The sequence below is a fragment of the Serratia sp. EWG9 genome (genome assembly GCF_019913725.1).
GTDB classification, from domain to species: Bacteria; Pseudomonadota; Gammaproteobacteria; order Enterobacterales; family Enterobacteriaceae; genus Serratia; species Serratia ureilytica.
Genome location: NZ_JADNRO010000006.1, coordinates 195,913 through 217,325 on the forward strand (window position 1 = coordinate 195,913; position 21,413 = coordinate 217,325).

Consider the following 21,413-nt stretch of genomic DNA (forward strand, 5'->3'; position numbering starts at 1 on the left):
TATGGACTCTCAAAAAGACAATCACGCAGTCAACGATGCGCTCGAGCCCATCAATGCAGCCGCTCCTCAGAGCGGCGTTGATGCATTTGTACTGAGCGCGGAAGAACGTGATGCGATCGAGCACGAAAAGCACCATTACGAGGATCCGCGCGCCGCTTCCATCGAAGCACTGAAAATTGTGCAGAAGCAGCGCGGCTGGGTTCCGGACGGTGCGATTTACGCCATCGCGGAAGTGCTGGGCATCCCCGCCAGCGACGTAGAAGGCGTGGCCACGTTCTACAGCCAGATTTTCCGTCAGCCAGTAGGACGTCACGTGATCCGTTATTGTGACAGCGTTGTTTGTCACATCACCGGTTACCAGGGCATTCAGGCCGCTATCGAGAAGAAGCTGAACATCAAACCGGGTCAAACCACCTTTGATGGCCGCTTCACGCTGCTGCCGACCTGCTGTCTGGGCAACTGCGATAAAGGGCCGACCATGATGATTGATGACGACACGCACAGTCAGCTGAAGCCTGAAGATATCGAGACGCTACTGGAGCAGTATCAATGACCAAGCACATTGTACGCACTCCCGAAACGCATCCGCTGACCTGGCGTCTGCGCGATGACAAGCAGCCGCTGTGGCTGGACGAATACCGCAGCAAAAACGGCTATGCCGGCGCAGAGAAGGCCCTCAAAGGCCTGGCCCCGGACGAGATCGTCGGCCTGGTGAAAGATTCCGGGCTGAAGGGCCGCGGCGGCGCGGGCTTCTCCACCGGTTTGAAGTGGAGCCTGATGCCGAAGGACGAATCCATGAACATCCGTTACCTGCTGTGTAACGCCGATGAGATGGAGCCGGGCACCTATAAAGACCGCCTGCTGATGGAGCAGCTGCCGCACCTGCTGGTGGAAGGCATGCTGATCTCCGCGTTCGCGCTGAAAGCCTATCGCGGGTACATCTTCCTGCGCGGCGAGTACATCGAAGCGGCGGCGCACCTGCGTCGCGCCATCGCGGAAGCCACCGAAGCCGGCTATCTGGGCAAGAACATTCTCGGCACCGGGTTTGATTTCGAGCTGATCGTGCACACCGGCGCCGGCCGTTACATCTGCGGCGAAGAAACCGCGCTGATCAACTCGCTGGAAGGCCGCCGCGCCAACCCGCGTTCCAAGCCGCCATTCCCGGCCAGCGCCGGCGTCTGGGGCAAGCCGACCTGCGTCAACAACGTCGAAACGTTGTGCAACGTGCCGGCCATTTTGGCGAACGGCGTGGAGTGGTACACCGGCATCTCCGGCAGTGAAGACAAAGGCACCAAGCTGATGGGCTTCTCCGGCCGGGTGAAAAATCCGGGCGTCTGGGAGCTGCCGTTCGGCACCACCGCGCGCGAAATCCTGGAAGATTACGCCGGCGGCATGCGCGACGGTCTGCGTTTCAAAGCCTGGCAGCCGGGCGGCGCGGGCACCGACTTCCTGACCGCCGATCACCTCGATCTGCCGATGGAATACGGCGCGATCGGCAAAGCCGGCAGCCGTCTCGGCACCGCGTTGGCGATGGCGGTAGACCACGAGATCGGCATGGTGCCGCTGGTGCGCAACCTGGAAGAGTTCTTCGCCCGCGAGTCCTGCGGCTGGTGTACGCCATGCCGCGACGGCCTGCCGTGGAGCGTGAAGATCCTGCGTGCGTTGGAAAACGGCGAAGGGCAGCCGGGGGATATCGAAACCCTCGAACAGCTGTGCCGTTCCCTCGGCCCGGGCAAAACCTTCTGCGCCCACGCGCCAGGTGCCGTAGAGCCACTGCAAAGCGCGATTAAATATTTCCGTGAAGAGTTCGAGGCGGGTATCGCCGTGCAGCACTTCGGCAACGCGCATGCGATTGGCGGCATTCAGCCGAACAATCTGCTGAAGCAACGCTGGTAAGCCGACTCGCCCGAACACGGCCAGAATTTTTGATTAACGCCTGCCGCAAGGCAGGCCACTTGGAAGCATGCTGACTATGGCTACGATTCATGTAGACGGCAAAGAGTATGAGGTAGACGGGGCGGACAACCTGCTGCAGGCTTGTCTCTCCCTCGGCCTTGATATTCCTTACTTTTGCTGGCATCCGGCGCTGGGAAGCGTCGGCGCTTGCCGCCAATGTGCGGTAAAGCAATACCAAAACGCGGAAGATACGCGCGGCCGTTTGGTGATGTCCTGTATGACCCCGGCATCCGATGGCACCTTCATCTCCATCGATGACGGCGAAGCGAAGCAGTTCCGTGAAAGCGTGGTCGAGTGGTTGATGACCAACCACCCGCACGATTGCCCGGTCTGTGAGGAAGGCGGTAACTGTCACCTGCAGGATATGACGGTAATGACCGGCCACAGCTTCCGTCGCTACCGCTTCACCAAGCGCACCCACAACAACCAGGAGCTGGGGCCGTTTATCTCGCACGAGATGAACCGCTGCATCGCCTGCTACCGCTGCGTGCGTTACTACAAAGACTATGCGGACGGCACCGACTTCGGCGTGTACGGCGCGCACGACAACGTCTACTTCGGTCGCCCGGAAAGCGGCACGCTGGAAAGCGAGTTCTCCGGCAACCTGGTGGAAGTGTGTCCGACCGGCGTCTTCACCGACAAAACGCATTCCGAACGCTACAACCGTAAATGGGACATGCAGTTCGCGCCGAGCATTTGCCAGCAGTGCAGCATCGGCTGTAACACCAGCCCGGGCGAGCGCTATGGCGAGCTGCGCCGTATCGAAAACCGTTACAACGGCAGCGTGAACCACTACTTCCTGTGCGACCGCGGCCGTTTCGGTTACGGCTACGTCAACCAGAAAGATCGTCCGCGTCAACCGCAGCAGCTGCGCGGCGACGACTGGATCACCCTGAACGCCGAGCAGGCGATGCAGGGCGCGGCGGACATCCTGCGTCAGGCGAAGAAAACCATCGGCATCGGCTCCCCGCGCGCCAGCCTGGAAAGCAACTTCGCGCTGCGCGAGCTGGTCGGCGCCGAGAACTACTACACCGGTATCGCTCAGGCGGAGCAATCACGCCTGGCGCTGATGCTGAACGTGCTGAAGAACGGCGGCGTTCATACGCCGGCGCTGCGTGAGATCGAAGATTACGACGCGGTGCTGGTGCTGGGCGAAGACCTGACGCAAACCGGCGCGCGCATCGCGCTGTCCGTGCGTCAGGCCGTCAAGGGTAAAGCCCGCGCGATGGCGGCGGCGCAGCGCGTTGCCGACTGGCAGATCGCGGCGGTGCAGAACATCGGCCAGCACGCCAAGTACCCGCTGTTTACCACCAACGTCGACAATACCCGCCTGGACGACATCGCCGCCTGGAACTACCGCGCGCCGGTAGACGAGCAGGCGCGCTTCGGCTTCGCCATCGCGCACGCGCTGGATAGCGCGGCGCCGGCGGTGAACGATCTGGCCGATGGCCTGAACAAGAAAGTCGACATCATCGTGCAGGCGCTGACCGGCGCACGCAAACCGCTGATCATTACCGGCAGCAACGCCGGCAGCGAAGCCATCATCGAAGCGGCGGCCAACATCGCCAAAGCGTTGAAGGGCCGCGGTTCCGACGTCGGCATCACCTTCGTGGCGGGCGCCGCCAACAGCATGGGCCTGGCGATGATCGGCGGCGGTTCGCTCGATCAGGCGCTGGAACAGCTGGCGAGCGGCGCAGCCGATACCGCCATCGTGATGGAAAACGATCTCTATCGCCATGCGCCGGCGGCGCAGGTGGACGCAGCGTTGGCCAAGGTCAGCAACCTGATCGTCGCCGATCACCAGCGCACCGCGATCATGGACAAAGCCAATCTGATCCTCTCCTCGGCCAGCTTCGCCGAGAGCGACGGTACGCTGATCAACCAGGAAGGCCGCGCGCAGCGCTTCTTCCAGGTATACGATCCGGCTTACTACGACGACGCCAAGAAGAATCAGTTCACCGTGATGCTGGAAAGCTGGCGCTGGATGCACTCGCTGCACTCCACCTACACCAGCCGCCATGTGGATTGGACTCAGCTCGATGACGTGATCGCCGCTTGCGTCGCCGCGTTGCCGCAGCTGCAGGGCATCGTCGATGCCGCGCCGGACGCGACTTTCCGCATTCGCGGTCAGAAGCTGGCGCGTTCGCCGCACCGTTCCAGCGGCCGTACCGCCATGCGCGCCAACATCAGCGTGCACGAGCCGCGTCAGCCGCAGGATAAAGACACCATGTTCGCCTTCTCGATGGAAGGGAACAACAGCCCGCTGGCCGATCGTCAGCAGATCCCGTTCGCCTGGGCGCCAGGCTGGAACTCACCGCAGGCATGGAACAAGTTCCAGGCTGAAGTGGGCGGCAAACTGCGCCACGGCGATCCGGGCGTGCGCCTGATCGAAGCGGGGGAGGGCAGCCTCGGTTACTTCGACCGCGTGCCAGCCGCCTTCAATCCGAACGACGGCTGGCGTGTCGCGCCTTACTACCACCTGTTCGGCAGCGATGAAATGTCGCAGCGCTCTCACGTGATCCAGCAGCGCATGCCGGAAGCCTACGTGATGGTCAACCCGGCCGACGCGGCGACGCTTGGCGTCAACGCGGGCAGCCTGGTGGAGTTCAGCTGTGCGGGCCAGACCTTGCGTCTGCCGGTGCGTCTGAGTGAAACCCTGACCCAGGGCCAGGTTGGTTTGCCGCTCGGCTTGCCAGGGATCCCGCCGATTTTGGTGGGTGCTAAGGTAGACAATCTGCGGGAGGCGGCACGATGAGCTGGTTTACCCCTGAGGTGATCGACATTCTGATCGCCGTTCTTAAAGCGGTCGTGATCCTGTTGGTGGTCGTGGCGTGCGGGGCGTTCATGAGCTTCGGCGAACGCCGCCTGCTCGGCCTGTTCCAGAACCGTTACGGACCGAACCGCGTAGGCTGGGGCGGCTCGCTGCAGCTGGTCGCCGACATGATCAAAATGTTCTTCAAGGAAGACTGGGTGCCGAGATTCTCCGACCGGGTGATCTTCACCCTGGCGCCGATGATCGCCTTTACTTCCCTGTTGCTGGCATTTGCCATCGTGCCGGTCAGCCCGACCTGGGCGGTGTCCGATCTCAACATCGGTATTCTGTTCTTCCTGATGATGGCCGGCCTGGCGGTGTACGCCGTGCTGTTCGCCGGCTGGTCGAGCAACAACAAATACTCGCTGTTGGGCGCGATGCGTGCCTCCGCGCAAACCCTGAGCTACGAAGTGTTCATTGGCCTGTCGCTGATGGGCGTGGTGATGCAGGCGGGTTCGTTCAACATGCAGGCTATCGTTGAATCGCAGGCGCACGTCTGGAACGTCATTCCGCAGTTCTTCGGCTTCGTGACCTTCGCGATCGCCGGCGTGGCGGTGTGTCACCGTCACCCGTTTGACCAGCCGGAAGCCGAACAGGAACTGGCTGACGGTTACCACATCGAATATTCCGGCATGAAGTTCGGTCTGTTCTTCGTGGGGGAATACATCGGTATCGTCACCGTGTCCGCCCTGATTGTGACGTTGTTCTTCGGCGGCTGGCAGGGTCCGTTCCTGCCGCCATTCATCTGGTTCGCGTTGAAAACGGCCTTCTTCATGATGATGTTCATCCTGATCCGCGCCGCGCTGCCGCGTCCGCGTTATGACCAGGTGATGTCTTTCGGCTGGAAAGTGTGCCTGCCGCTGACGCTGCTGAACCTGCTGGCAACCGCCGCGGTCATTTTGTACAACGCTCAATAAGGGGTGAATAAACCATGACATTGAAAGAGTTAGTGGTTGGTTTCGGCACCCAGGTGCGCAGCATTTGGATGATTGGCATGCATGCCTTCGCCAAGCGTGAAACCCAGATGTACCCGGAAGAACCGGTTTACCTGCCGCCGCGCTACCGCGGCCGCATCGTGCTGACGCGCGATCCGGACGGCGAAGAGCGCTGCGTCGCCTGTAACCTGTGTGCGGTTGCCTGCCCGGTCGGCTGTATCTCGCTGCAAAAAGCGGAACAGAAAGACGGCCGTTGGTATCCGGAGTTCTTCCGCATCAACTTCTCGCGCTGCATTTTCTGTGGCCTGTGCGAAGAGGCTTGCCCGACTACCGCTATCCAGCTGACGCCGGATTTCGAACTGGGTGAGTACAAGCGTCAGGATCTGGTGTACGAAAAAGAAGATCTGTTGATCTCGGGGCCGGGTAAATATCCGGAATATAACTTCTACCGGATGGCCGGTATGGCGATTGACGGCAAAGCCAAAGGCGAAGCCGAAAACGAAGCCAAACCGATCGACGTCAAAGGTCTGTTGCCCTAAGGAGCCAGCAAGCATGGAAATTGCATTTTATCTGGCAGGTTTGATTGCGGTGGCCGCGACGATTCGCGTGATCACCCATACCAACCCTGTGCATGCGCTGCTGTATCTGATCGTCTCGTTATTGGCGATCTCGGCAGTCTTCTTCTCTCTCGGCGCCTACTTTGCCGCCGCGTTGGAAATCATCGTTTATGCGGGCGCCATCATGGTGCTGTTCGTGTTCGTGGTGATGATGCTGAACCTCGGCAACGTGCAGCAGCAAGAGCGCGACTGGATGAAGCCGACGGTGTGGATCGGGCCTGGCCTGCTGTCGCTGGCGCTGCTGGTGGTATTGATCGTCGCGATCCGCAGCGTATCCGATCAGGGTATCAGCGGTGAGATGGTCGACGCGAAGGCGGTGGGCATCAGCCTGTTCGGGCCTTACGTACTGGCGGTTGAGCTGGCTTCAATGCTGCTGTTGGCGGGTCTGGTTGTCGCCTTCCATATCGGCCGCGAGCACAAGCCTGGCGAGGTGCTGAGCAACGCGCCGGCGAGTGGCGAAATGGCGAGAAGAAAATCGGAGGAGCAAGCATGATCCCTCTTCAACATGGCCTGATCCTGGCGGCTATCCTGTTTGTGCTCGGGCTGACCGGGCTGCTGGTGCGCCGCAACCTGCTGTTTATGCTGATCAGCCTGGAAGTGATGATCAACGCTGCGGCGTTGGCGTTTATCGTGGCGGGAAGCTACTGGGGCCAGGCGGACGGACAGGTGATGTACATCCTGGCGATCAGCCTGGCGGCAGCCGAGGCCAGTATCGGCCTGGCGCTGCTGCTGCAGCTCTACCGTCGTCGTCATACCCTGAATATTGATACTGTCAGTGAGATGCGCGGATGAACCTATTATATTTAACAATTCTGCTACCGCTGATCGGGTTCCTGCTGTTGGCATTTTCCCGCGGTCGTTGGTCTGAAAACACGGCGGCCACCGTCGGCGTGGGTTCTATCGGCCTGGCTGCGCTGGTCACGGTGTATGTGGCGATGGATTTCTTCGCCCAGAAAGCCGCCGGCGTGCAGCTGTTCGAGCAAAGCCTGTGGACCTGGATGGCCGTCGGCAACTTCAATATCGGCGTGACTCTGGTGCTGGACGGCCTGTCGCTGACCATGCTGTCGGTGGTCACCGGCGTCGGCTTCTTCATCCACATGTTCGCTTCCTGGTACATGCGCGGTGAAGAGGGCTATTCGCGCTTCTTCGCTTACACCAACCTGTTTATCGCCAGCATGGTGGTATTGGTGCTGGCGGACAACCTGCTGCTGATGTACCTGGGTTGGGAAGGCGTGGGCCTGTGCAGCTACCTGTTGATCGGTTTCTACTACAAAGATCCGGCCAACGGCGCGGCGGCGATGAAAGCCTTTATCGTGACCCGCGTGGGCGACGTGTTCCTGGCGTTCGCGCTGTTCATCCTCTACAACGAGCTGGGCACGCTGAACATCCGCGAGCTGATGATCCTGGCGCCGCAGAAACTGGCGGTGGGCGACACGGCCATCACCTGGGCGACCCTGATGCTGCTGGGCGGCGCGGTCGGCAAATCGGCGCAGCTGCCGTTGCAAACCTGGTTGGCGGACGCGATGGCGGGCCCAACCCCGGTTTCCGCACTGATCCACGCTGCGACCATGGTGACCGCGGGCGTCTATCTGATCGCCCGCACGCACGGCCTGTTCCTGATGGCGCCGGAAGTGCTGCACCTGGTGGGCATCGTCGGTGCGGTCACTCTGCTGCTGGCCGGCTTCGCCGCGCTGGTGCAGACCGACATCAAGCGCGTGCTCGCTTACTCCACCATGAGCCAGATCGGTTACATGTTCCTGGCGCTGGGCGTGCAGGCATGGGACGCGGCGATCTTCCACCTGATGACCCACGCGTTCTTCAAGGCGCTGCTGTTCCTGTCGTCCGGTTCGGTGATCCTGGCTTGCCACCACGAGCAAAACATCTTCAAGATGGGCGGTCTGCGCAAGAGCATCCCGCTGGTGTACGTCTGCTTCCTGGTGGGCGGCGCGGCGCTGTCTGCGTTGCCGCTGGTCACGGCCGGCTTCTTCAGTAAGGACGAGATCCTGGCGGGCGCGATGGCCAACGGCCACATCAACCTGATGGTTGCCGGCCTGGTCGGTGCGTTCATGACCTCGCTGTACACCTTCCGTATGATTTTCATCGTGTTCCATGGCGAAGAGAAAATCAAAGCGCATGCCGGTAAAGGCATCACTCACCACTTGCCACTGCTGGTTCTGCTGGTGCTGTCCACCTTCGTCGGCGCGATGATCGTGCCGCCGTTGCAGGGCGTGCTGCCGGAGACCACCGAGCTGGCGCACGGCAGCGTGCTGCGGCTTGAAATCACCTCCGGCGTGGTGGCTATCGTCGGCATTCTGCTGGCGGCCGCGCTGTGGCTGGGCAAACGCAGCCTGGTCAACAGCATCGCCAACAGCGCGCCGGGTCGTTTCTTCTCGACCTGGTGGTTCCATGCCTGGGGCTTCGACTGGCTGTATGACAAAGTGTTCGTCAAGCCGTACCTGGGCATTGCGAAGCTGCTGCAACGCGATCCGCTGAACTCGCTGATGAATCTGCCGGCCGTCTTCTCCCGCTGGGGGAACCGCGGTCTGACGGTGAGCGAGAACGGTCAGGTGCGTTGGTATATAGCGTCTATGGGTGTGGGTGCAGTGGTCGTATTGGCTCTGTTGATTTTGGTTTAATTGAATAATTTAAACAGACGCATTTTTCGGGCGTAGCGCCGGGCAGGCGCTACGTACAAAGTTTGAAATTATTCGTATAAGGGACACAAAACGCCATGCTATTACCTTGGCTAATTCTTATCCCCTTTATCGGCGGTCTGCTGTGCTGGCAGCTTGAGCGCTTCGGTACTAAGGTGCCGCGCTGGATAGCGCTGATCGCAATGGGGCTGACGTTGGCGCTCTCTCTGCAGCTGTGGATGCAGGGCGGCTATACATTGACTACGCCGAAAGGCATTCCGCAGTGGCAGAGCGAATTCCTGCTGCCGTGGATCCCGCGCTTCGGCATCTCCATCCACCTGGCGCTGGACGGTCTGTCGCTGCTGATGGTGGTGTTGACCGGTCTGCTGGGCGTGCTGGCGATCCTCTGTTCCTGGCGTGAAATCCAGAAGTATCAGGGCTTCTTCCACCTCAACCTGCTGTGGATCCTGGGCGGCGTTATCGGCGTGTTCCTCGCCATCGACATGTTCCTGTTCTTCTTCTTCTGGGAAATGATGTTGGTGCCGATGTACTTCCTGATCGCGCTGTGGGGTCACAAGGCGTCGGACGGTAAAACCCGCATCACCGCGGCGACCAAGTTCTTCATCTACACCCAGGCCAGCGGTCTGGTGATGCTGATTGCGATCCTGGGCCTGGTGTTCGTGCACTACAACGCCACCGGCGTGTGGACCTTCGATTACGAAGACCTGCTGCAAACGCCGATGTCCCACAACGTGCAATATATGCTGATGCTGGGCTTCTTCATCGCCTTCGCGGTGAAAATGCCGGTGGTGCCGCTGCACGGCTGGTTGCCGGATGCGCACAGCCAGGCGCCAACCGCAGGTTCCGTTGACCTGGCGGGCATCTTGCTGAAAACCGCGGCCTACGGCCTGCTGCGTTTCAGCCTGCCGCTGTTCCCTGAGGCTTCGCACGAGTTCGCGCCAATCGCCATGTGGCTGGGGGTGATCGGCATCTTCTACGGCGCCTGGATGGCGTTCGCGCAAACCGACATCAAGCGCCTTATCGCTTACACCTCGGTATCGCACATGGGCTTCGTGCTGATCGCCATCTACACCGGCAGCCAGCTGGCTTACCAGGGCGCGGTTATCCAGATGATCGCGCACGGCCTGTCCGCCGCCGGCATGTTTATCATCTGCGGCCAGCTGTATGAACGTCTGCATACGCGCGACATGCGTCAGATGGGCGGCCTGTGGGGGCGCATCAAGTTCATCCCTGCGCTGTCGCTGTTCTTCGCCGTGGCTACGCTGGGGATGCCGGGTACCGGTAACTTCGTCGGCGAATTCATGATTCTGTTCGGCAGCTACCAGGTGGTGCCGGTGATCACCGTGATCTCCACCTTCGGTCTGGTGTTCGCTTCGGTTTACTCGCTGATCATGATGCAGCGCGCTTACTACGGTGCGCCTAAATCCGACCAGCCGCTGCAGGGCATGACCGCGCGCGAACTGTTCATCATTCTGCTGCTGGTGGTGTTGCTGGTTCTGCTGGGGGTTTACCCGCAGCCGATTCTGGATACTTCCAACGCGGCGATGAGCAACGTGCAACACTGGTTTGGTTCGTCAGTTTCAGCAATTTCAACAACAAGGCCGTAATTCGCCATGACAATAACTCCTCAACAACTGATCGCACTGCTGCCGCTGTTGATCGTCGGATTGACGGTGGTGGTTGTGATGCTAGGCATTGCGTGGCGACGCGACCACTTTATCAACGCCACCCTGACCGTGATCGGTCTCAACCTGGCGCTGCTTTCGCTGTACTTTGTCGGCCAGGCAGGCCCAATGGACGTCACCCCGCTGCTGCGGGTTGACGGCTACTCGATGTTCTACACCGGGCTGGTGCTGCTGGCGAGTCTGGCGACCTGCACCTTCGCGTATCCGTGGCTGGTCGGCTATCCGGATAACCGCGAAGAGTTCTACCTGCTGGTGCTGATCGCCGCCATGGGCGGCATCCTGCTGGCGAGCGCCAACCATCTGGCTTCGCTGTTCATCGGTATCGAGCTGATCTCGCTGCCGCTGTTCGGCCTGGTGGGCTATGCCTACCGCCAGAAGCGCCCGCTGGAAGCCGCCATCAAGTACATGCTGCTGTCCGCCGCCGCGTCGTCGTTCCTGCTGTTCGGCATGGCGCTGCTGTATGCCGAATCCGGCGATCTGTCGCTGGCCGGCCTCGGCAAGAGCCTGCAGGAAAACATGATGCACCAGCCGCTGATCCTGGCCGGCATGGGCATGATGATCGTCGGTCTGGGCTTCAAGCTGTCGCTGGTGCCGTTCCAACTGTGGACGCCGGACGTTTATCAGGGCGCGCCTGCGCCGGTCTCGACCTTCCTGGCGACCGCCAGCAAGATCGCGATCTTTGCGGTCGTGATGCGTCTGTTCCTGTATGCCCCGGCCGCCGACAACGAAGCGCTGCGCATGGTGTTGTCGATCATCGCGTTCTGCTCCATCTTGTTCGGTAACCTGATGGCCATCAGCCAGACCAACATCAAGCGTCTGCTGGGCTACTCGTCGATCGCTCACCTGGGCTACCTGCTGGTGGCGCTGATTGCGGTGCAAACCCATCAGCTGTCGCTGGAAACCGCCGGCGTTTATCTGGCCGGTTACCTGTTCAGCAGCCTGGGCGCCTTCGGCGTGGTCAGCCTGATGTCCAGCCCATACCGCGGCCCGGATGCGGATTCGCTGTTCTCTTACCGTGGTCTGTTCTGGCATAAGCCAATCTTGTCCGCGGTAATGACGGTGATGATGCTGTCGCTGGCCGGTATCCCGATGACGCTGGGCTTTATCGGTAAGTTCTTCGTGATCGCGATGGGCGTCAGCGCGCATCTGTGGTGGCTGACCGGCGCGGTCGTGGTAGGCAGCGCCATCGGCCTGTACTACTACCTGCGCGTGACCGTCAGCCTGTTCCTCAGCGCGCCGGAATCGCTGCAGCGCGACACCCCGAACAACTGGGCGTTGACCGCCGGTGGCGTCGTGGTGCTGATCTCAGCCGCGCTGGTGCTGCTGTTGGGGGTTTATCCTCAGCCGCTGATTTCGCTGGTGCAGATGGCTCAGCCGACGTTCTGATAACGCTTCAGACGTTAAAAAGGTCGCTTCGGCGGCCTTTTTTTATGGAGAAACGGCGCTCAGTCGTAATGGGCGCTAAACGACGTTTCCAGCGCCTGCACCACCGCGCGCACGCGAGCGGCGCGTTGCAAATCGGGGTGCAGCACCAGCCAGATATCCACCCAGTCTTTGCTCTCGGGAAAGAGGCGCACCAGTTCCGGGTCGTGGTCGGCCAGGCACGACAAGAGCAGCCCGATGCCCAGCCCGCTGCGGGTGGCCGAACGTAACAACAGCTGCGAATTGCATTGCAGCACGGCGTTGGGCTCGAACAGGGTCTCGCCGCCGAAATTGCTCCAGTGGCGCGGCACCAGTTCGCGCGGGAACATCAGCAGATCGTGGCCGCGCAGCTGCTCGCCTTTGACCGGCATGCCGCGTTGCGCCAGATAGTGCGGGCTGGCGTACAGGCCCATTTCGATAGTGGCTAAGCGTTTGATGATCAGCTCATCGTCATCGGGGCGCGCGCCGCGGATCGCCAGATCCGCGCTGTGGTAAGCGATATCGGTGATGTTCAGCGCCGTCAACAGCGTGACGGTGATGGCCGGATAGCGTTGCCGCAGATCTTGCAGCGCCGGTATCACGAAGGCTTCGGCCAGGGTATCGGTGGTGGCGATGCGCACGTTGCCGCACAGACTTTCGTCGCCGCCGGCGGCTTTGCGAGCGATCGCCTGCACGGCATTTTCCATCTTCATCATGTCCGCCAGCATGGATTCGCCCAGCGGGCTGAGGGAGAAGGATTTTGGCGTGCGGATAAACAATTTCGAACCCAGCGAGTTTTCCAGGGCGGTGAGACGTCGGCCGACTGTCGCCTGATCAACCTGCAGCTGGTTGGCGGCTTTACGTAACGTGCCGCAGCGTGCGACGGCCAGAAAGAAGCGCGCGTCATCCCAATTCATCATGCCATTTCCTCTCTGCAGATTTGTCGGCGCCAGGGGAGCAGTGCGGGCCGGGCGAACGATACCGGTATCTATCATAAAGCGTTGTTCCGCCTGGAGGGAGAGAAAGACGGTCAACGGCACGCACATCGGCGGTTATTTCTCCGGTGATGCAAGAATGCATCAGGGTGATTCATTCTTGACGATACTTCGCCCGTCGCCGTAACGCTATGATAAGCGCCGTTCCCGGCAGACCGGGTGAGGAAAGACGACGATGGCAGGCCGCCGCCTGCCGACTTTGGGAGTGGAAGCATGTCAGAAAATACCGCCATCCAGGACGCGGCGCCAGCAAACGCACAGGCGTCGCGCACGGCCATTTTACTGTTCCTGGCGCTGGCTTTGATGTCGGCATTGCTGAACAGCAGCGCGCCGACGCCGCTTTATCCGCTGTATCAGCAGCAGCTTGCGCTAAGCTCGGTCAGTCTGACCGTCATCTACGGCGCCTATGCCGCCGGCGTGCTGATCTCTTTGTTCGGCGTCGGCAATCTGGCCGGCAAAGTAAAGGATTTACGCAGCATGATCGTGCCGGCGTTGCTGGTGGTGTTGAGCGGCGCGCTGCTGTTCGCGCTGGCTGATACCTTTGCCATGATGCTGATGGCGCGGCTGCTGGCCGGGGTAGGCACCGGGGCGCTGACCGGCGCGGCGAACATCGCGTTGGTGCGGTTTGGACCGCGCGACGGCGGTAAAAGCGCGGCGTTAATCGCAACGCTGTCATTCACCACCGGATTAGCGCTGGGGCCGATCTTCAGCGGCATCGCTTTGCAGACCGGTTTTCATCCTACGACGCTGCCGTTCGTTTTCATCATGGCCATTGCCGCCATGGCGGCGTTGGGCGTCATGCTGCTGTGGCCGCGTGGCCAGGTTGCGTCGCCGGCCCGCGCTGTGCCGGCCGTACAGGAAAAAAGCACGCTGCTCGATGGCCTGCGCGCTACCGGCGGTAAATTCTTTGTGTGCGCCGGCGCGCTGTTTGTCTGTTGGGCGCTGGCCGCCAGTATTTTGGCAATCGGCCCCGGCGTGGCGGAAACGCTGTTAGGCATGCACCAGCGTGGCGTCTTTGGCTATGCGATTGCGGTGTATCTGCTGATCGCCGGCATCAGCCAGATCCTGAGCCGCCGCGTTAACGCCCGTCATTCGCTGTTGTTCGGTTGCCTGGCGCAGGTGCTGGCGGCAGTGGTGTTCGCCATGGCGATCCAGTGGCATTCTCTGGGGCTGGCGGCGGTGGGGCTGGTGGTGGCCGGCTATGCCTACGGCGCCATTTTCGTCGGCAGCGCGACCCTGGTGAACTTGATTTCGCCGCCGACCAGCCATGCGCGTTTGCTTTCTCTGTTTTACGTTATCGCTTATATCGCCAACTGGGTGCCGATCTTGCTGGGCGTGGTGGTCGATCGCGTCGATCTGCAGCAGGCGACCCATTTGCTGTTCTTGAGCAGCAGCGCAGTGTGCCTGTTGCTGGCATGGAAAACGTCCCGGGTGGGGTTCCCTTGCTAATTATTTTGTGATGAATATCTATTTTTTATAATTAATGATTCTTTAATTACATTTATGATGTGATTTGTATCGCATAAATTGGCCTGTTTTCGGGTAAACTGCGCGCTTTCTTTTTGCTGCAGGTCACTTTATGAACGTTCTTTTCGCCATTGCCGTCACCACCGGGATCCTGTCCGGCGTTTGGGGATGGGTTGCCGTCAGTCTGGGCCTGATCGGTTGGGCCGGTTTTCTCGGCTGCACGGCCTATTTCGCCTGCCCGCAGGGCGGCCTGAAAGGGCTGTTGATCGGCGCGTTGACCTGCTGCAGCGGCGTTTTCTGGGCAATGGTCATCATCCACGGCAGCGAACTGGCGCCGCAATGGAGTTTGCTGGGGTATCTGCTGACCGGCGCCGTGGCGTTCTTGATGTGCATACAGGCCAAACAGCAATGGCTGGGGTTCGTGCCCGGCACCTTTATCGGCGCCTGTGCGACCTTCGCCGGCGGCGGCGACTGGCCGCTGGTGACGCTCTCTTTGCTGGTGGGCCTGCTATTCGGCTATGCGATGAAAAACAGCGGGCTGTGGTGGGCGGCGCGCAGCGAAAAAGCCCGCGCCGCACAGCCGGTCAGCCGGCATGCCGGCTCAAACGGTGCCGCCGAGTGAGAGGCGGTAGTGCAGATCGAGACGCTCGGCGCAGGGCTCGCCCGCGATCCGCTGCAGCAACAGTTCACTGGCGGCCTTACCCATCTCAAAGCGCGGCGTGATCACGCTGGCGATGCCCGGCGTGGTCGCCTGGCCGATATCCAGACCGTGAAAACCCGATAGCGCAACCTCCTGCGGCACGCGCACGCCGAGACGCAGGCAGGCCTGCAACACGCCTACCGCCAAATCGTCGTTGGTGCACAGGATACCGTCCAACTGCGGGTAGCGTTCGCGCGCCATCGCCAGCATGTCGGCGCCGATCGAAACCGATGAGACCCGATGCGGCGTGATCTGGCGCGGCGTTTGCCCCTGAGCCGCCATGGCGCGGCAGTAACCCTGGTAACGTTTAGTGTCGCGGGCGTCGGACATGGCGCCAAAGTAAACGATATGGCGTTTGCCGCTGGCCAGCAGCGCGGCGGTCATGTCATACCCCGCCTGTTCATTGTCAAATCCCACCGCGATCCGCCCCGGCGGCGCGTCGAGATCCATCACCTGCGCGATGGGAATTTTCGCGGCGGCGAGATAGGTCTCAGCGCGCAAGGTGTGCGCCGAATCGGTGAGGATTAGCCCGGCGATTGGATAAGCCAGCAGCTGTGCAATCTGCTCTTCTTCCCGCTGCGGGCTGTAATCGTAGTTCACCACCAGCGTTTGATAACCCCGCGCCTGGGTGACGGATTCGATGCCGGCCAGCAGATCGGCGAAAATCTGGTTATTGAAAGAGGGGATCAACACGCCGATGCGCGGTTTTCTGCCGGCCTGTGCGGTATCGACGTCAGTGATGTTCAGCTCCCGCATGACCTGCGCAATGCGTTCAGCGGTGTCGGCCGCCACTTTGTCCGGCGTGCGCAGAAAACGGCTGACGGTCATTTTGGTCACGCCGGCCAATTGCGCGATGTCCTGTAGCGTTACGCGGGGGTGTTTCATTCGGTAGCCTTAACGGGCGGCGCGGCAAGGGTGGATAGCGGTATGTTAACAAATCGATTTGGTGATAACAACGCATGCGATTTTATTGAAAGTGGCTATTTTTCAATTGGATAGATTGGCTTTGTTCTCTCGCTGTCTGCGTGAGTTCACGTTAAGGGTAACAGGGTTTCGTAACATTATTTTCAGTGATTTCCATCACGTTTTTACCGGTAACAATCGGCTGAGATAGAGGCCTGTCCGATTGGAGGCCTGAAGGCCGGGAATCACCATGAACAACCTGTTTTCTCTGGATAACAAAACCGTCTTGATCACCGGCGCCTCGCGCGGCATCGGTTTTCTGCTGGCGCGCGGCCTGGCGCAGCAAGGCGCGCATATTCTGGTCAACGCCACCACCGAAGAACATGCCCGGCACGCCGCCGATCGCCTGCGCGAAGAGGGGCTGCGCGCCGACGCGGCGGCGTTCGACGTCACCGACTCTCAGGCGGTGCATGCCGCCATCGGCCGTATCGAAACGGACATCGGCGCGATAGACGTGTTGATCAACAACGCCGGCATCCAGCGCCGTCATCCCTTCACCGAATTCCCGGAGCAAGACTGGGACGACATCATCGCCGTCAACCAGAAGGCGGTCTTCATCGTGTCGCAGACCGTGGCCCGTTACATGGTGCCGCGCCGGCGCGGCAAGATAGTCAATATCGGCTCGATGCAAAGCGAACTGGGGCGGGACACCATCACCCCTTACGCGGCGTCGAAAGGGGCGGTGAAAATGCTGACGCGCGGCATGTGCGTGGAGTTGGCGCGTTACAACATTCAGGTCAACGGCATTGCCCCCGGCTATTTCAAAACCGAGATGACACAGGCGTTGGCCGACGACCCGGCCTTTACCGCCTGGCTGACCCAGCGCACGCCCGCCGCGCGTTGGGGGGATCCGCAGGAGCTGATCGGCGCGGCGGTGTTCCTGGCCGCCGACGCTTCCAGCTTCGTCAATGGGCAACTGCTGTTTGTCGATGGCGGCATGTCCGCCGCGGTGTAATCCCTCTTTCGTGGAGTGTTGAGATGAAAATTCAAACCCAGTCCTGCATGGTCAACGGCAAACGCGACGTGGCGGTGATCGCGCAAGAAGTGAATTATCAGGGGCAGGGCACGCTGGTGAAAATCCGCCGCGGCGGCATCTGCGGCTCGGACCTGCATTACTTTCAGGAAGGGAAGGTCGGCAATTTTCAGGTACGCCAGCCGATGGTGCTGGGCCACGAGGCGATCGGCGAGGTGGTCGCCAGCGATTCGCCGCAGCTGGCGATCGGGCAGAAGGTGGCGCTCAATCCCAGCAAACCCTGCGGGCAGTGCAAATATTGTCTGGCACAGCAAAGCAATCAGTGCGTCGAGATGCGTTTTTTCGGCAGCGCGATGTATTTCCCGCACGTCGACGGCGCTTTCACCCAATACAAGGTGGTGGATAGCGCGCAGTGCATTCCTTACGCCGCCGATCGCGACGACAGGGTGATGGTATTCGCCGAACCGCTGGCGGTGGCGATCCACGCGGCGAAACAGCCCGGCGCGGTGAAGGGTAAAACGGTTTTCGTGTCCGGCGTCGGCCCGATCGGTTGTTTGCTGGTGGCGGCGCTGAAAGCGCTGGGCGCCGCCGAGATCGTCTGCGCCGATCTCAGCCCGCGCTGTCTGGCGCTCGCCGGCCAGATGGGGGCGGACCGCTGTCTGCATGCCGCAGACGACGATTTCAGCGTATATCAGCAACACAAAGGCTATTTCGACATCGCTTTCGAGGCAGCAGGGCATCCGACGTCGCTGCAGCGCTGCCTGGAAGTCACGCGCGCCAAGGGCACCGTCGTGCAGGTCGGGATGGGCGGCAGCTTCCCTGATTTCCCGCTGATGCTGTTGATCGCCAAGGAGTTGAATCTGCTCGGCTCCTTCCGCTTCGTGGAGGAATTCGCGCTGGCGGTGGCCTGGCTGGCCGGTGATGTGGTCGATCCGCTGCCGCTGCTGTCGGCGGAGTTCGCCGGGGACCAACTGGCGCAGGCGCTGGAGTTTGCCGGCGACAAGCGCCAGGCCGCCAAGGTGCAATTAGTGTTTTAGGGTAAAAGTCCGATGGCCGCAGGTGACGATCGTTGTCTATAGTGTAGGAACGCTTAATTTTTCAACCACGGAGATCTCACGATGGCAAGACATACGGATGCTGAGCAAACTACGCTGGATGACGATCTGAGAATGCTGACCGAAACGCTGGAAGAAGTGTTGCAATACAGCGGCGATCGCGCGGATCAGGCCTACATCGACATCAAGTCGCACGCCGAGCAGGCGCTGAGTGAGGTCAAGGCGCGCTGGGTGAACACCGGCGAATCCTACTATGCCCGCGCCAAAGAAGCGGTGCACCGCACCGACGACTATGTGCGGGATAAACCCTGGCACAGCGTAGGCATCGGCGCCACCGTCGGGCTGGTGCTGGGGCTGCTGCTGGCCCGCAAATAAATCACGGCCCAGGGGCGGCGCAAGCCGCCTCGTTCTTTTCTGCAGACTGTGTGCTTCATCCCGCTGTTTCTCCGATAGTTCTTCCATATCCCGCCTATACTTTCCGCTAGCCGCCGCAGGCGGGGCGCTATTCCCCTGTTTTTTGTGCGGACGGATTGAGACCATGTCGCCGCAGGTGTAAAGTGTTTGTGTATTTATTGTTTATTTTTTGTTCTAAATCAAATAATTATCTGGTGTAAACACCCAGGGATATACGGCGTTTTTGCGCTGGCGCAAAAGCCGTGAAAATAACACCTCATATAATACAGAGCGTAACTACAGGCGCGGCGTCCGTCGGCTGCGCCGGGGACGATCTCTGCTAACTGACTTGTGAGCGAACTATGTCGACAAGTGTTTTTAATCGCCGGTGGGCGGCTGTGCTGCTCGAGGCGCTGGCCCGCCATGGGGTGCGGCATGTTTGTATCGCTCCGGGATCGCGCTCCACGCCGTTGACGCTGGCCGCTGCGGCCAACCGATCTTTTATCTGTCATACCCACTTTGATGAACGCGGGCTTGGCCATTTGGCGCTTGGGCTGGCGAAGGCGGCGCGTGAGCCGGTAGCGGTGATTGTCACGTCCGGCACCGCGGCGGCGAACCTTTACCCGGCTTTAATCGAGGCCGGCCTGACCGGTGAGCGGCTGGTGTTTCTCACCGCCGATCGGCCGCCGGAACTGATCGACTGCGGCGCCAATCAGGCGATCCGTCAAAACGGCCTCTACAGCAGCCACCCGACGTTGGCGATCGATCTGCCGCGTCCTACGCCGGATATTCCGGCCGCGTGGCTGGCCTCCAGCGTCGACAGCGCGATGGCGCGCCTGCAGCACGGCGCGTTGCATATTAACTGCCCGTTCGCCGAACCGCTGTACGGCGGCGATGAACGTCAGTATGCCGATTGGTCTGCCGCGCTGGGCGACTGGTGGCAGAGCGATCGGCCTTGGCTGCAGGAAAGCGAGACGCGTGCGGCGCCGTCGCCGCAGCCGGACTGGTTCTTCTGGCGGCAAAAACGCGGCGTGGTGCTGGCTGGCCGCATGAGCGCGGAAGAGGGCGCACAGGTGGCCGACTGGGCCGAGACGCTGGGCTGGCCGCTGATCGGCGATGCGCTGTCGCAGACCGGGCAACCGCTGCCCTGCGCCGATTTATGGCTCGCTCATCCGCAGGCGCAGCGCGTGTTGCAAGACGCGCAGCTGGTGGTGCAGTTCGGCGGCAGTCTGACCGGTAAACGCTTGCTGCAGTGGCAGGCGCAGTGTCGGCCGGAAGAGTATTGGGTCATCGACGAGCTGCCGGGGCGGCTCGATCCGGCCCAGCACCAGGGGCGGCGTCTGCGTGCCGGGGTGGCGCAGTGGTTGGCGCAGCATCCGGCGCAACCGCGCGCGCCGTGGGCCGCCGGGCTGGCGCCTTGGCGGATAAGGCGCTGACGGCGGCGTCCACGCATCTGCACGATAACTTTGGCGAAGCGCAGCTGGCGCACCGCCTGCCGGAACTGCTGCCGGAGAACGGCCAGCTGTTTCTCGGCAACAGCCTGGTGGTGCGACTGATCGACGCGTTAACCACGCTGCCTGTCGCTTACCCGGTATTCAGCAACCGCGGCGCCAGCGGCATCGACGGTCTGATTTCCACCGCCGCCGGCGTACAGCGCGCCACCGCCAGGCCGACGTTGGCGGTAGTGGGCGACCTTTCCGCGTTGTATGACCTCAATGCGCTGGCGTTGTTGCGCCACTGTTCGGCGCCGACGGTGCTGATCGTCGTCAATAACAACGGCGGCCAAATTTTCTCGCTGTTGCCGACGCCGGACGAGGAGCGCCAACGCTTTTACTGCATGCCGCAGAACGTCGAGTTCAGCCACGCGGCGGCGATGTTCCAGCTTGACTACGCGCGGCCGGAAAACTGGCGCCAACTGCAACAGGCGGTTGAGCAAGGCTGGCGGCGCGGCGGCGCCACGCTGATAGAACTGCAGGTGTCGCCGAGCGCAGGGGCCGAAAGCCTGCAATACCTGGTGCAACAGATGGCGGTGCAATGATGCTGGCGACGCGAATTTTGCAACAGGGCGAAGCGGGGCGTCCGTGGCTGGTATGGCTGCACGGCCTGCTGGGCAACAACAATGAATGGCGGGTGATCGCCGCGCGTTGCCCGGAATGGCCGTCGCTGGCCATCGATCTGCCCGGCCACGGCGATTCCGTGGCGGTGAGCTGCCGCGGCTTCGACGACATCAGCGCGCAAATCGCCGCGACCCTGCAACTGCGCAATATTGAACGTTATTGGTTGGTGGGCTACTCGCTCGGCGGGCGCATCGCCATGTATCACGCTTGCCACGGCCGCCATGACGGCCTGCAAGGCGTGATCGTCGAGGGCGGCAACCCGGGGCTTGAGGACGAACAACAGCGCCGCGATCGTTGCGAGCAGGATGCGCGATGGGCGGCGCGTTTTCGCAGTGAGCCGATTGCCGAAGTCCTGGCGGACTGGTATCAGCAGCCGGTGTTCAAAGAGCTTAGCCATGTGCACCGCCAGGCGCTGATCGCCGCGCGTTCGGTCAACAGCGGCCCGGCGATTGCCGACATGCTCGAAGCCACCTCGCTCGGGAGACAGCCTTATCTGGCGTCGCAGCTGCGCCAACTGACCGTGCCGCTGCGGGTGCTGTGCGGTGAGAACGACCCCAAATTTCAACGGCTGGCGCGCGACGCCGGGTTGCCGTTGCGCATCGTGCCGCAGGCCGGCCACAACGCGCATCTGGCCAATCCGCAGGATTTCGTCGCCGAGCTGCAGACCTTTCTCGTTAACCCTGGTTAAAG

General features: G+C 61.3%; 18 protein-coding genes and 1 pseudogene. 17 read left to right on the plus strand and 2 right to left on the minus strand.

Features of this window, described 5'->3' with window-relative positions; translation table 11 throughout:
• Position 1 precedes the first annotated feature (1 nt).
• From nuoE to nuoN, 10 genes are all read left to right on the plus strand, one after another.
• Positions 2-553 carry an NADH-quinone oxidoreductase subunit NuoE gene (gene nuoE, locus ITX55_RS15520; protein ID WP_033651941.1) on the plus strand — a complete coding sequence of 184 codons (552 nt, stop codon included), beginning with the start codon at positions 2-4 and terminating at the stop codon, positions 551-553.
• The gene (gene nuoF / locus ITX55_RS15525) at positions 550-1,896 is read left to right on the plus strand and encodes an NADH-quinone oxidoreductase subunit NuoF (RefSeq protein WP_015378579.1); all 1,347 of its coding nucleotides are present in this window, start codon (positions 550-552) and stop codon (positions 1,894-1,896) included. Before nuoE ends, nuoF begins: the two co-directional genes overlap by 4 nt.
• Positions 1,897-1,972: 76 nt before the next feature.
• On the plus strand, positions 1,973-4,711 hold the full coding sequence (gene nuoG, locus ITX55_RS15530; RefSeq protein WP_080376483.1) for an NADH-quinone oxidoreductase subunit NuoG: 2,739 nt from the start codon (positions 1,973-1,975) through the stop codon (positions 4,709-4,711).
• Complete coding sequence (nuoH, locus tag ITX55_RS15535; RefSeq protein WP_033643858.1) at positions 4,708-5,685, plus strand: NADH-quinone oxidoreductase subunit NuoH; 978 nt, start codon at positions 4,708-4,710, stop codon at positions 5,683-5,685. The genes nuoG and nuoH overlap by 4 nt, the downstream gene beginning before the upstream one ends.
• Before the next feature lie 14 nt (positions 5,686-5,699).
• Positions 5,700-6,242 carry an NADH-quinone oxidoreductase subunit NuoI gene (gene nuoI / locus ITX55_RS15540; protein WP_025160170.1) on the plus strand — a complete coding sequence of 181 codons (543 nt, stop codon included), beginning with the start codon at positions 5,700-5,702 and terminating at the stop codon, positions 6,240-6,242.
• A gap of 13 nt (positions 6,243-6,255) precedes the next feature.
• Positions 6,256-6,813 carry an NADH-quinone oxidoreductase subunit J gene (gene nuoJ / locus ITX55_RS15545; protein ID WP_019453717.1) on the plus strand — a complete coding sequence of 186 codons (558 nt, stop codon included), beginning with the start codon at positions 6,256-6,258 and terminating at the stop codon, positions 6,811-6,813.
• Entirely contained in the window at positions 6,810-7,112 is a 303-nt protein-coding gene (gene nuoK / locus ITX55_RS15550; protein ID WP_004936014.1) for an NADH-quinone oxidoreductase subunit NuoK, read from the plus strand. The genes nuoJ and nuoK overlap by 4 nt, the downstream gene beginning before the upstream one ends.
• The gene (nuoL, locus tag ITX55_RS15555; RefSeq protein ID WP_004936005.1) at positions 7,109-8,956 is read left to right on the plus strand and encodes an NADH-quinone oxidoreductase subunit L; all 1,848 of its coding nucleotides are present in this window, start codon (positions 7,109-7,111) and stop codon (positions 8,954-8,956) included. Before nuoK ends, nuoL begins: the two co-directional genes overlap by 4 nt.
• A gap of 95 nt (positions 8,957-9,051) precedes the next feature.
• Positions 9,052-10,581, plus strand: coding sequence for an NADH-quinone oxidoreductase subunit M (gene nuoM / locus ITX55_RS15560; protein WP_033643857.1), 1,530 nt, complete (start codon positions 9,052-9,054; stop codon positions 10,579-10,581).
• Positions 10,582-10,587: 6 nt separating this feature from the next.
• Entirely contained in the window at positions 10,588-12,045 is a 1,458-nt protein-coding gene (nuoN, locus tag ITX55_RS15565; protein ID WP_033635324.1) for an NADH-quinone oxidoreductase subunit NuoN, read from the plus strand.
• A 59-nt stretch (positions 12,046-12,104) separates the two neighbouring features.
• On the opposite strand, the gene ITX55_RS15570 is transcribed toward nuoN, so the two are convergent.
• Positions 12,105-12,980, minus strand: coding sequence for a LysR family transcriptional regulator (locus ITX55_RS15570; RefSeq protein ID WP_047574272.1), 876 nt, complete (start codon positions 12,978-12,980; stop codon positions 12,105-12,107).
• Between the two features lie 288 nt (positions 12,981-13,268).
• On the opposite strand from ITX55_RS15570, the gene ITX55_RS15575 reads away from it, so the two are divergent.
• Both ITX55_RS15575 and ITX55_RS15580 read left to right on the plus strand, forming a co-directional pair.
• Positions 13,269-14,504, plus strand: a complete 1,236-nt coding sequence (locus ITX55_RS15575) for an MFS transporter (RefSeq protein WP_072627279.1) — start codon at positions 13,269-13,271, stop codon at positions 14,502-14,504.
• Positions 14,505-14,634: 130 nt separating this feature from the next.
• Entirely contained in the window at positions 14,635-15,144 is a 510-nt protein-coding gene (locus tag ITX55_RS15580) for a DUF1097 domain-containing protein (protein ID WP_108681619.1), read from the plus strand.
• On the opposite strand, the gene ITX55_RS15585 is transcribed toward ITX55_RS15580, so the two are convergent.
• Positions 15,124-16,107, minus strand: coding sequence for a LacI family DNA-binding transcriptional regulator (locus ITX55_RS15585; protein ID WP_089192059.1), 984 nt, complete (start codon positions 16,105-16,107; stop codon positions 15,124-15,126). The genes ITX55_RS15580 and ITX55_RS15585 overlap by 21 nt on opposite strands.
• Positions 16,108-16,375: 268 nt before the next feature.
• Here ITX55_RS15585 and idnO point away from each other — a divergent pair, with 268 nt between their 5' ends.
• The 5 genes and pseudogenes from idnO to menH all read left to right on the plus strand — a co-directional run bounded on the left by idnO (position 16,376) and on the right by menH (position 21,411).
• Entirely contained in the window at positions 16,376-17,140 is a 765-nt protein-coding gene (gene idnO, locus ITX55_RS15590) for a gluconate 5-dehydrogenase (RefSeq protein ID WP_033643852.1), read from the plus strand.
• Between the two features lie 23 nt (positions 17,141-17,163).
• Positions 17,164-18,195 (plus strand): L-idonate 5-dehydrogenase, encoded by a 1,032-nt coding sequence (gene idnD, locus ITX55_RS15595; protein ID WP_033643851.1) that lies wholly within the window; start codon positions 17,164-17,166, stop codon positions 18,193-18,195.
• A gap of 81 nt (positions 18,196-18,276) precedes the next feature.
• Complete coding sequence (elaB, locus tag ITX55_RS15600; RefSeq protein WP_033643850.1) at positions 18,277-18,588, plus strand: stress response protein ElaB; 312 nt, start codon at positions 18,277-18,279, stop codon at positions 18,586-18,588.
• Positions 18,589-18,968: 380 nt separating this feature from the next.
• Positions 18,969-20,644, plus strand: a pseudogene (gene menD / locus ITX55_RS15605) (2-succinyl-5-enolpyruvyl-6-hydroxy-3-cyclohexene-1-carboxylic-acid synthase).
• Complete coding sequence (gene menH / locus ITX55_RS15610; RefSeq protein WP_089197261.1) at positions 20,641-21,411, plus strand: 2-succinyl-6-hydroxy-2,4-cyclohexadiene-1-carboxylate synthase; 771 nt, start codon at positions 20,641-20,643, stop codon at positions 21,409-21,411. Before menD ends, menH begins: the two are co-directional and overlap by 4 nt.
• Positions 21,412-21,413 lie beyond the last annotated feature (2 nt).

Excerpts from the sequence above, each read along its gene's own strand:
- nuoE (WP_033651941.1), top strand. The coding sequence starts at position 2 with ATGGACTCTCAAAAAGACAATCACGCAGTCAACGATGCGCTCGAGCCC.
- nuoF (WP_015378579.1), top strand. The coding sequence starts at position 550 with ATGACCAAGCACATTGTACGCACTCCCGAAACGCATCCGCTGACCTGG.
- nuoG (WP_080376483.1), top strand. The coding sequence starts at position 1,973 with ATGGCTACGATTCATGTAGACGGCAAAGAGTATGAGGTAGACGGGGCG.
- nuoH (WP_033643858.1), top strand. The coding sequence starts at position 4,708 with ATGAGCTGGTTTACCCCTGAGGTGATCGACATTCTGATCGCCGTTCTT.
- nuoI (WP_025160170.1), top strand. The coding sequence starts at position 5,700 with ATGACATTGAAAGAGTTAGTGGTTGGTTTCGGCACCCAGGTGCGCAGC.
- nuoJ (WP_019453717.1), top strand. The coding sequence starts at position 6,256 with ATGGAAATTGCATTTTATCTGGCAGGTTTGATTGCGGTGGCCGCGACG.
- nuoK (WP_004936014.1), top strand. The coding sequence starts at position 6,810 with ATGATCCCTCTTCAACATGGCCTGATCCTGGCGGCTATCCTGTTTGTG.
- nuoL (WP_004936005.1), top strand. The coding sequence starts at position 7,109 with ATGAACCTATTATATTTAACAATTCTGCTACCGCTGATCGGGTTCCTG.
- nuoM (WP_033643857.1), top strand. The coding sequence starts at position 9,052 with ATGCTATTACCTTGGCTAATTCTTATCCCCTTTATCGGCGGTCTGCTG.
- nuoN (WP_033635324.1), top strand. The coding sequence starts at position 10,588 with ATGACAATAACTCCTCAACAACTGATCGCACTGCTGCCGCTGTTGATC.
- ITX55_RS15570 (WP_047574272.1), bottom strand. The coding sequence starts at position 12,980 with ATGATGAATTGGGATGACGCGCGCTTCTTTCTGGCCGTCGCACGCTGC.
- ITX55_RS15575 (WP_072627279.1), top strand. The coding sequence starts at position 13,269 with ATGTCAGAAAATACCGCCATCCAGGACGCGGCGCCAGCAAACGCACAG.
- ITX55_RS15580 (WP_108681619.1), top strand. The coding sequence starts at position 14,635 with ATGAACGTTCTTTTCGCCATTGCCGTCACCACCGGGATCCTGTCCGGC.
- ITX55_RS15585 (WP_089192059.1), bottom strand. The coding sequence starts at position 16,107 with ATGAAACACCCCCGCGTAACGCTACAGGACATCGCGCAATTGGCCGGC.
- idnO (WP_033643852.1), top strand. The coding sequence starts at position 16,376 with ATGAACAACCTGTTTTCTCTGGATAACAAAACCGTCTTGATCACCGGC.
- idnD (WP_033643851.1), top strand. The coding sequence starts at position 17,164 with ATGAAAATTCAAACCCAGTCCTGCATGGTCAACGGCAAACGCGACGTG.
- elaB (WP_033643850.1), top strand. The coding sequence starts at position 18,277 with ATGGCAAGACATACGGATGCTGAGCAAACTACGCTGGATGACGATCTG.
- menH (WP_089197261.1), top strand. The coding sequence starts at position 20,641 with ATGATGCTGGCGACGCGAATTTTGCAACAGGGCGAAGCGGGGCGTCCG.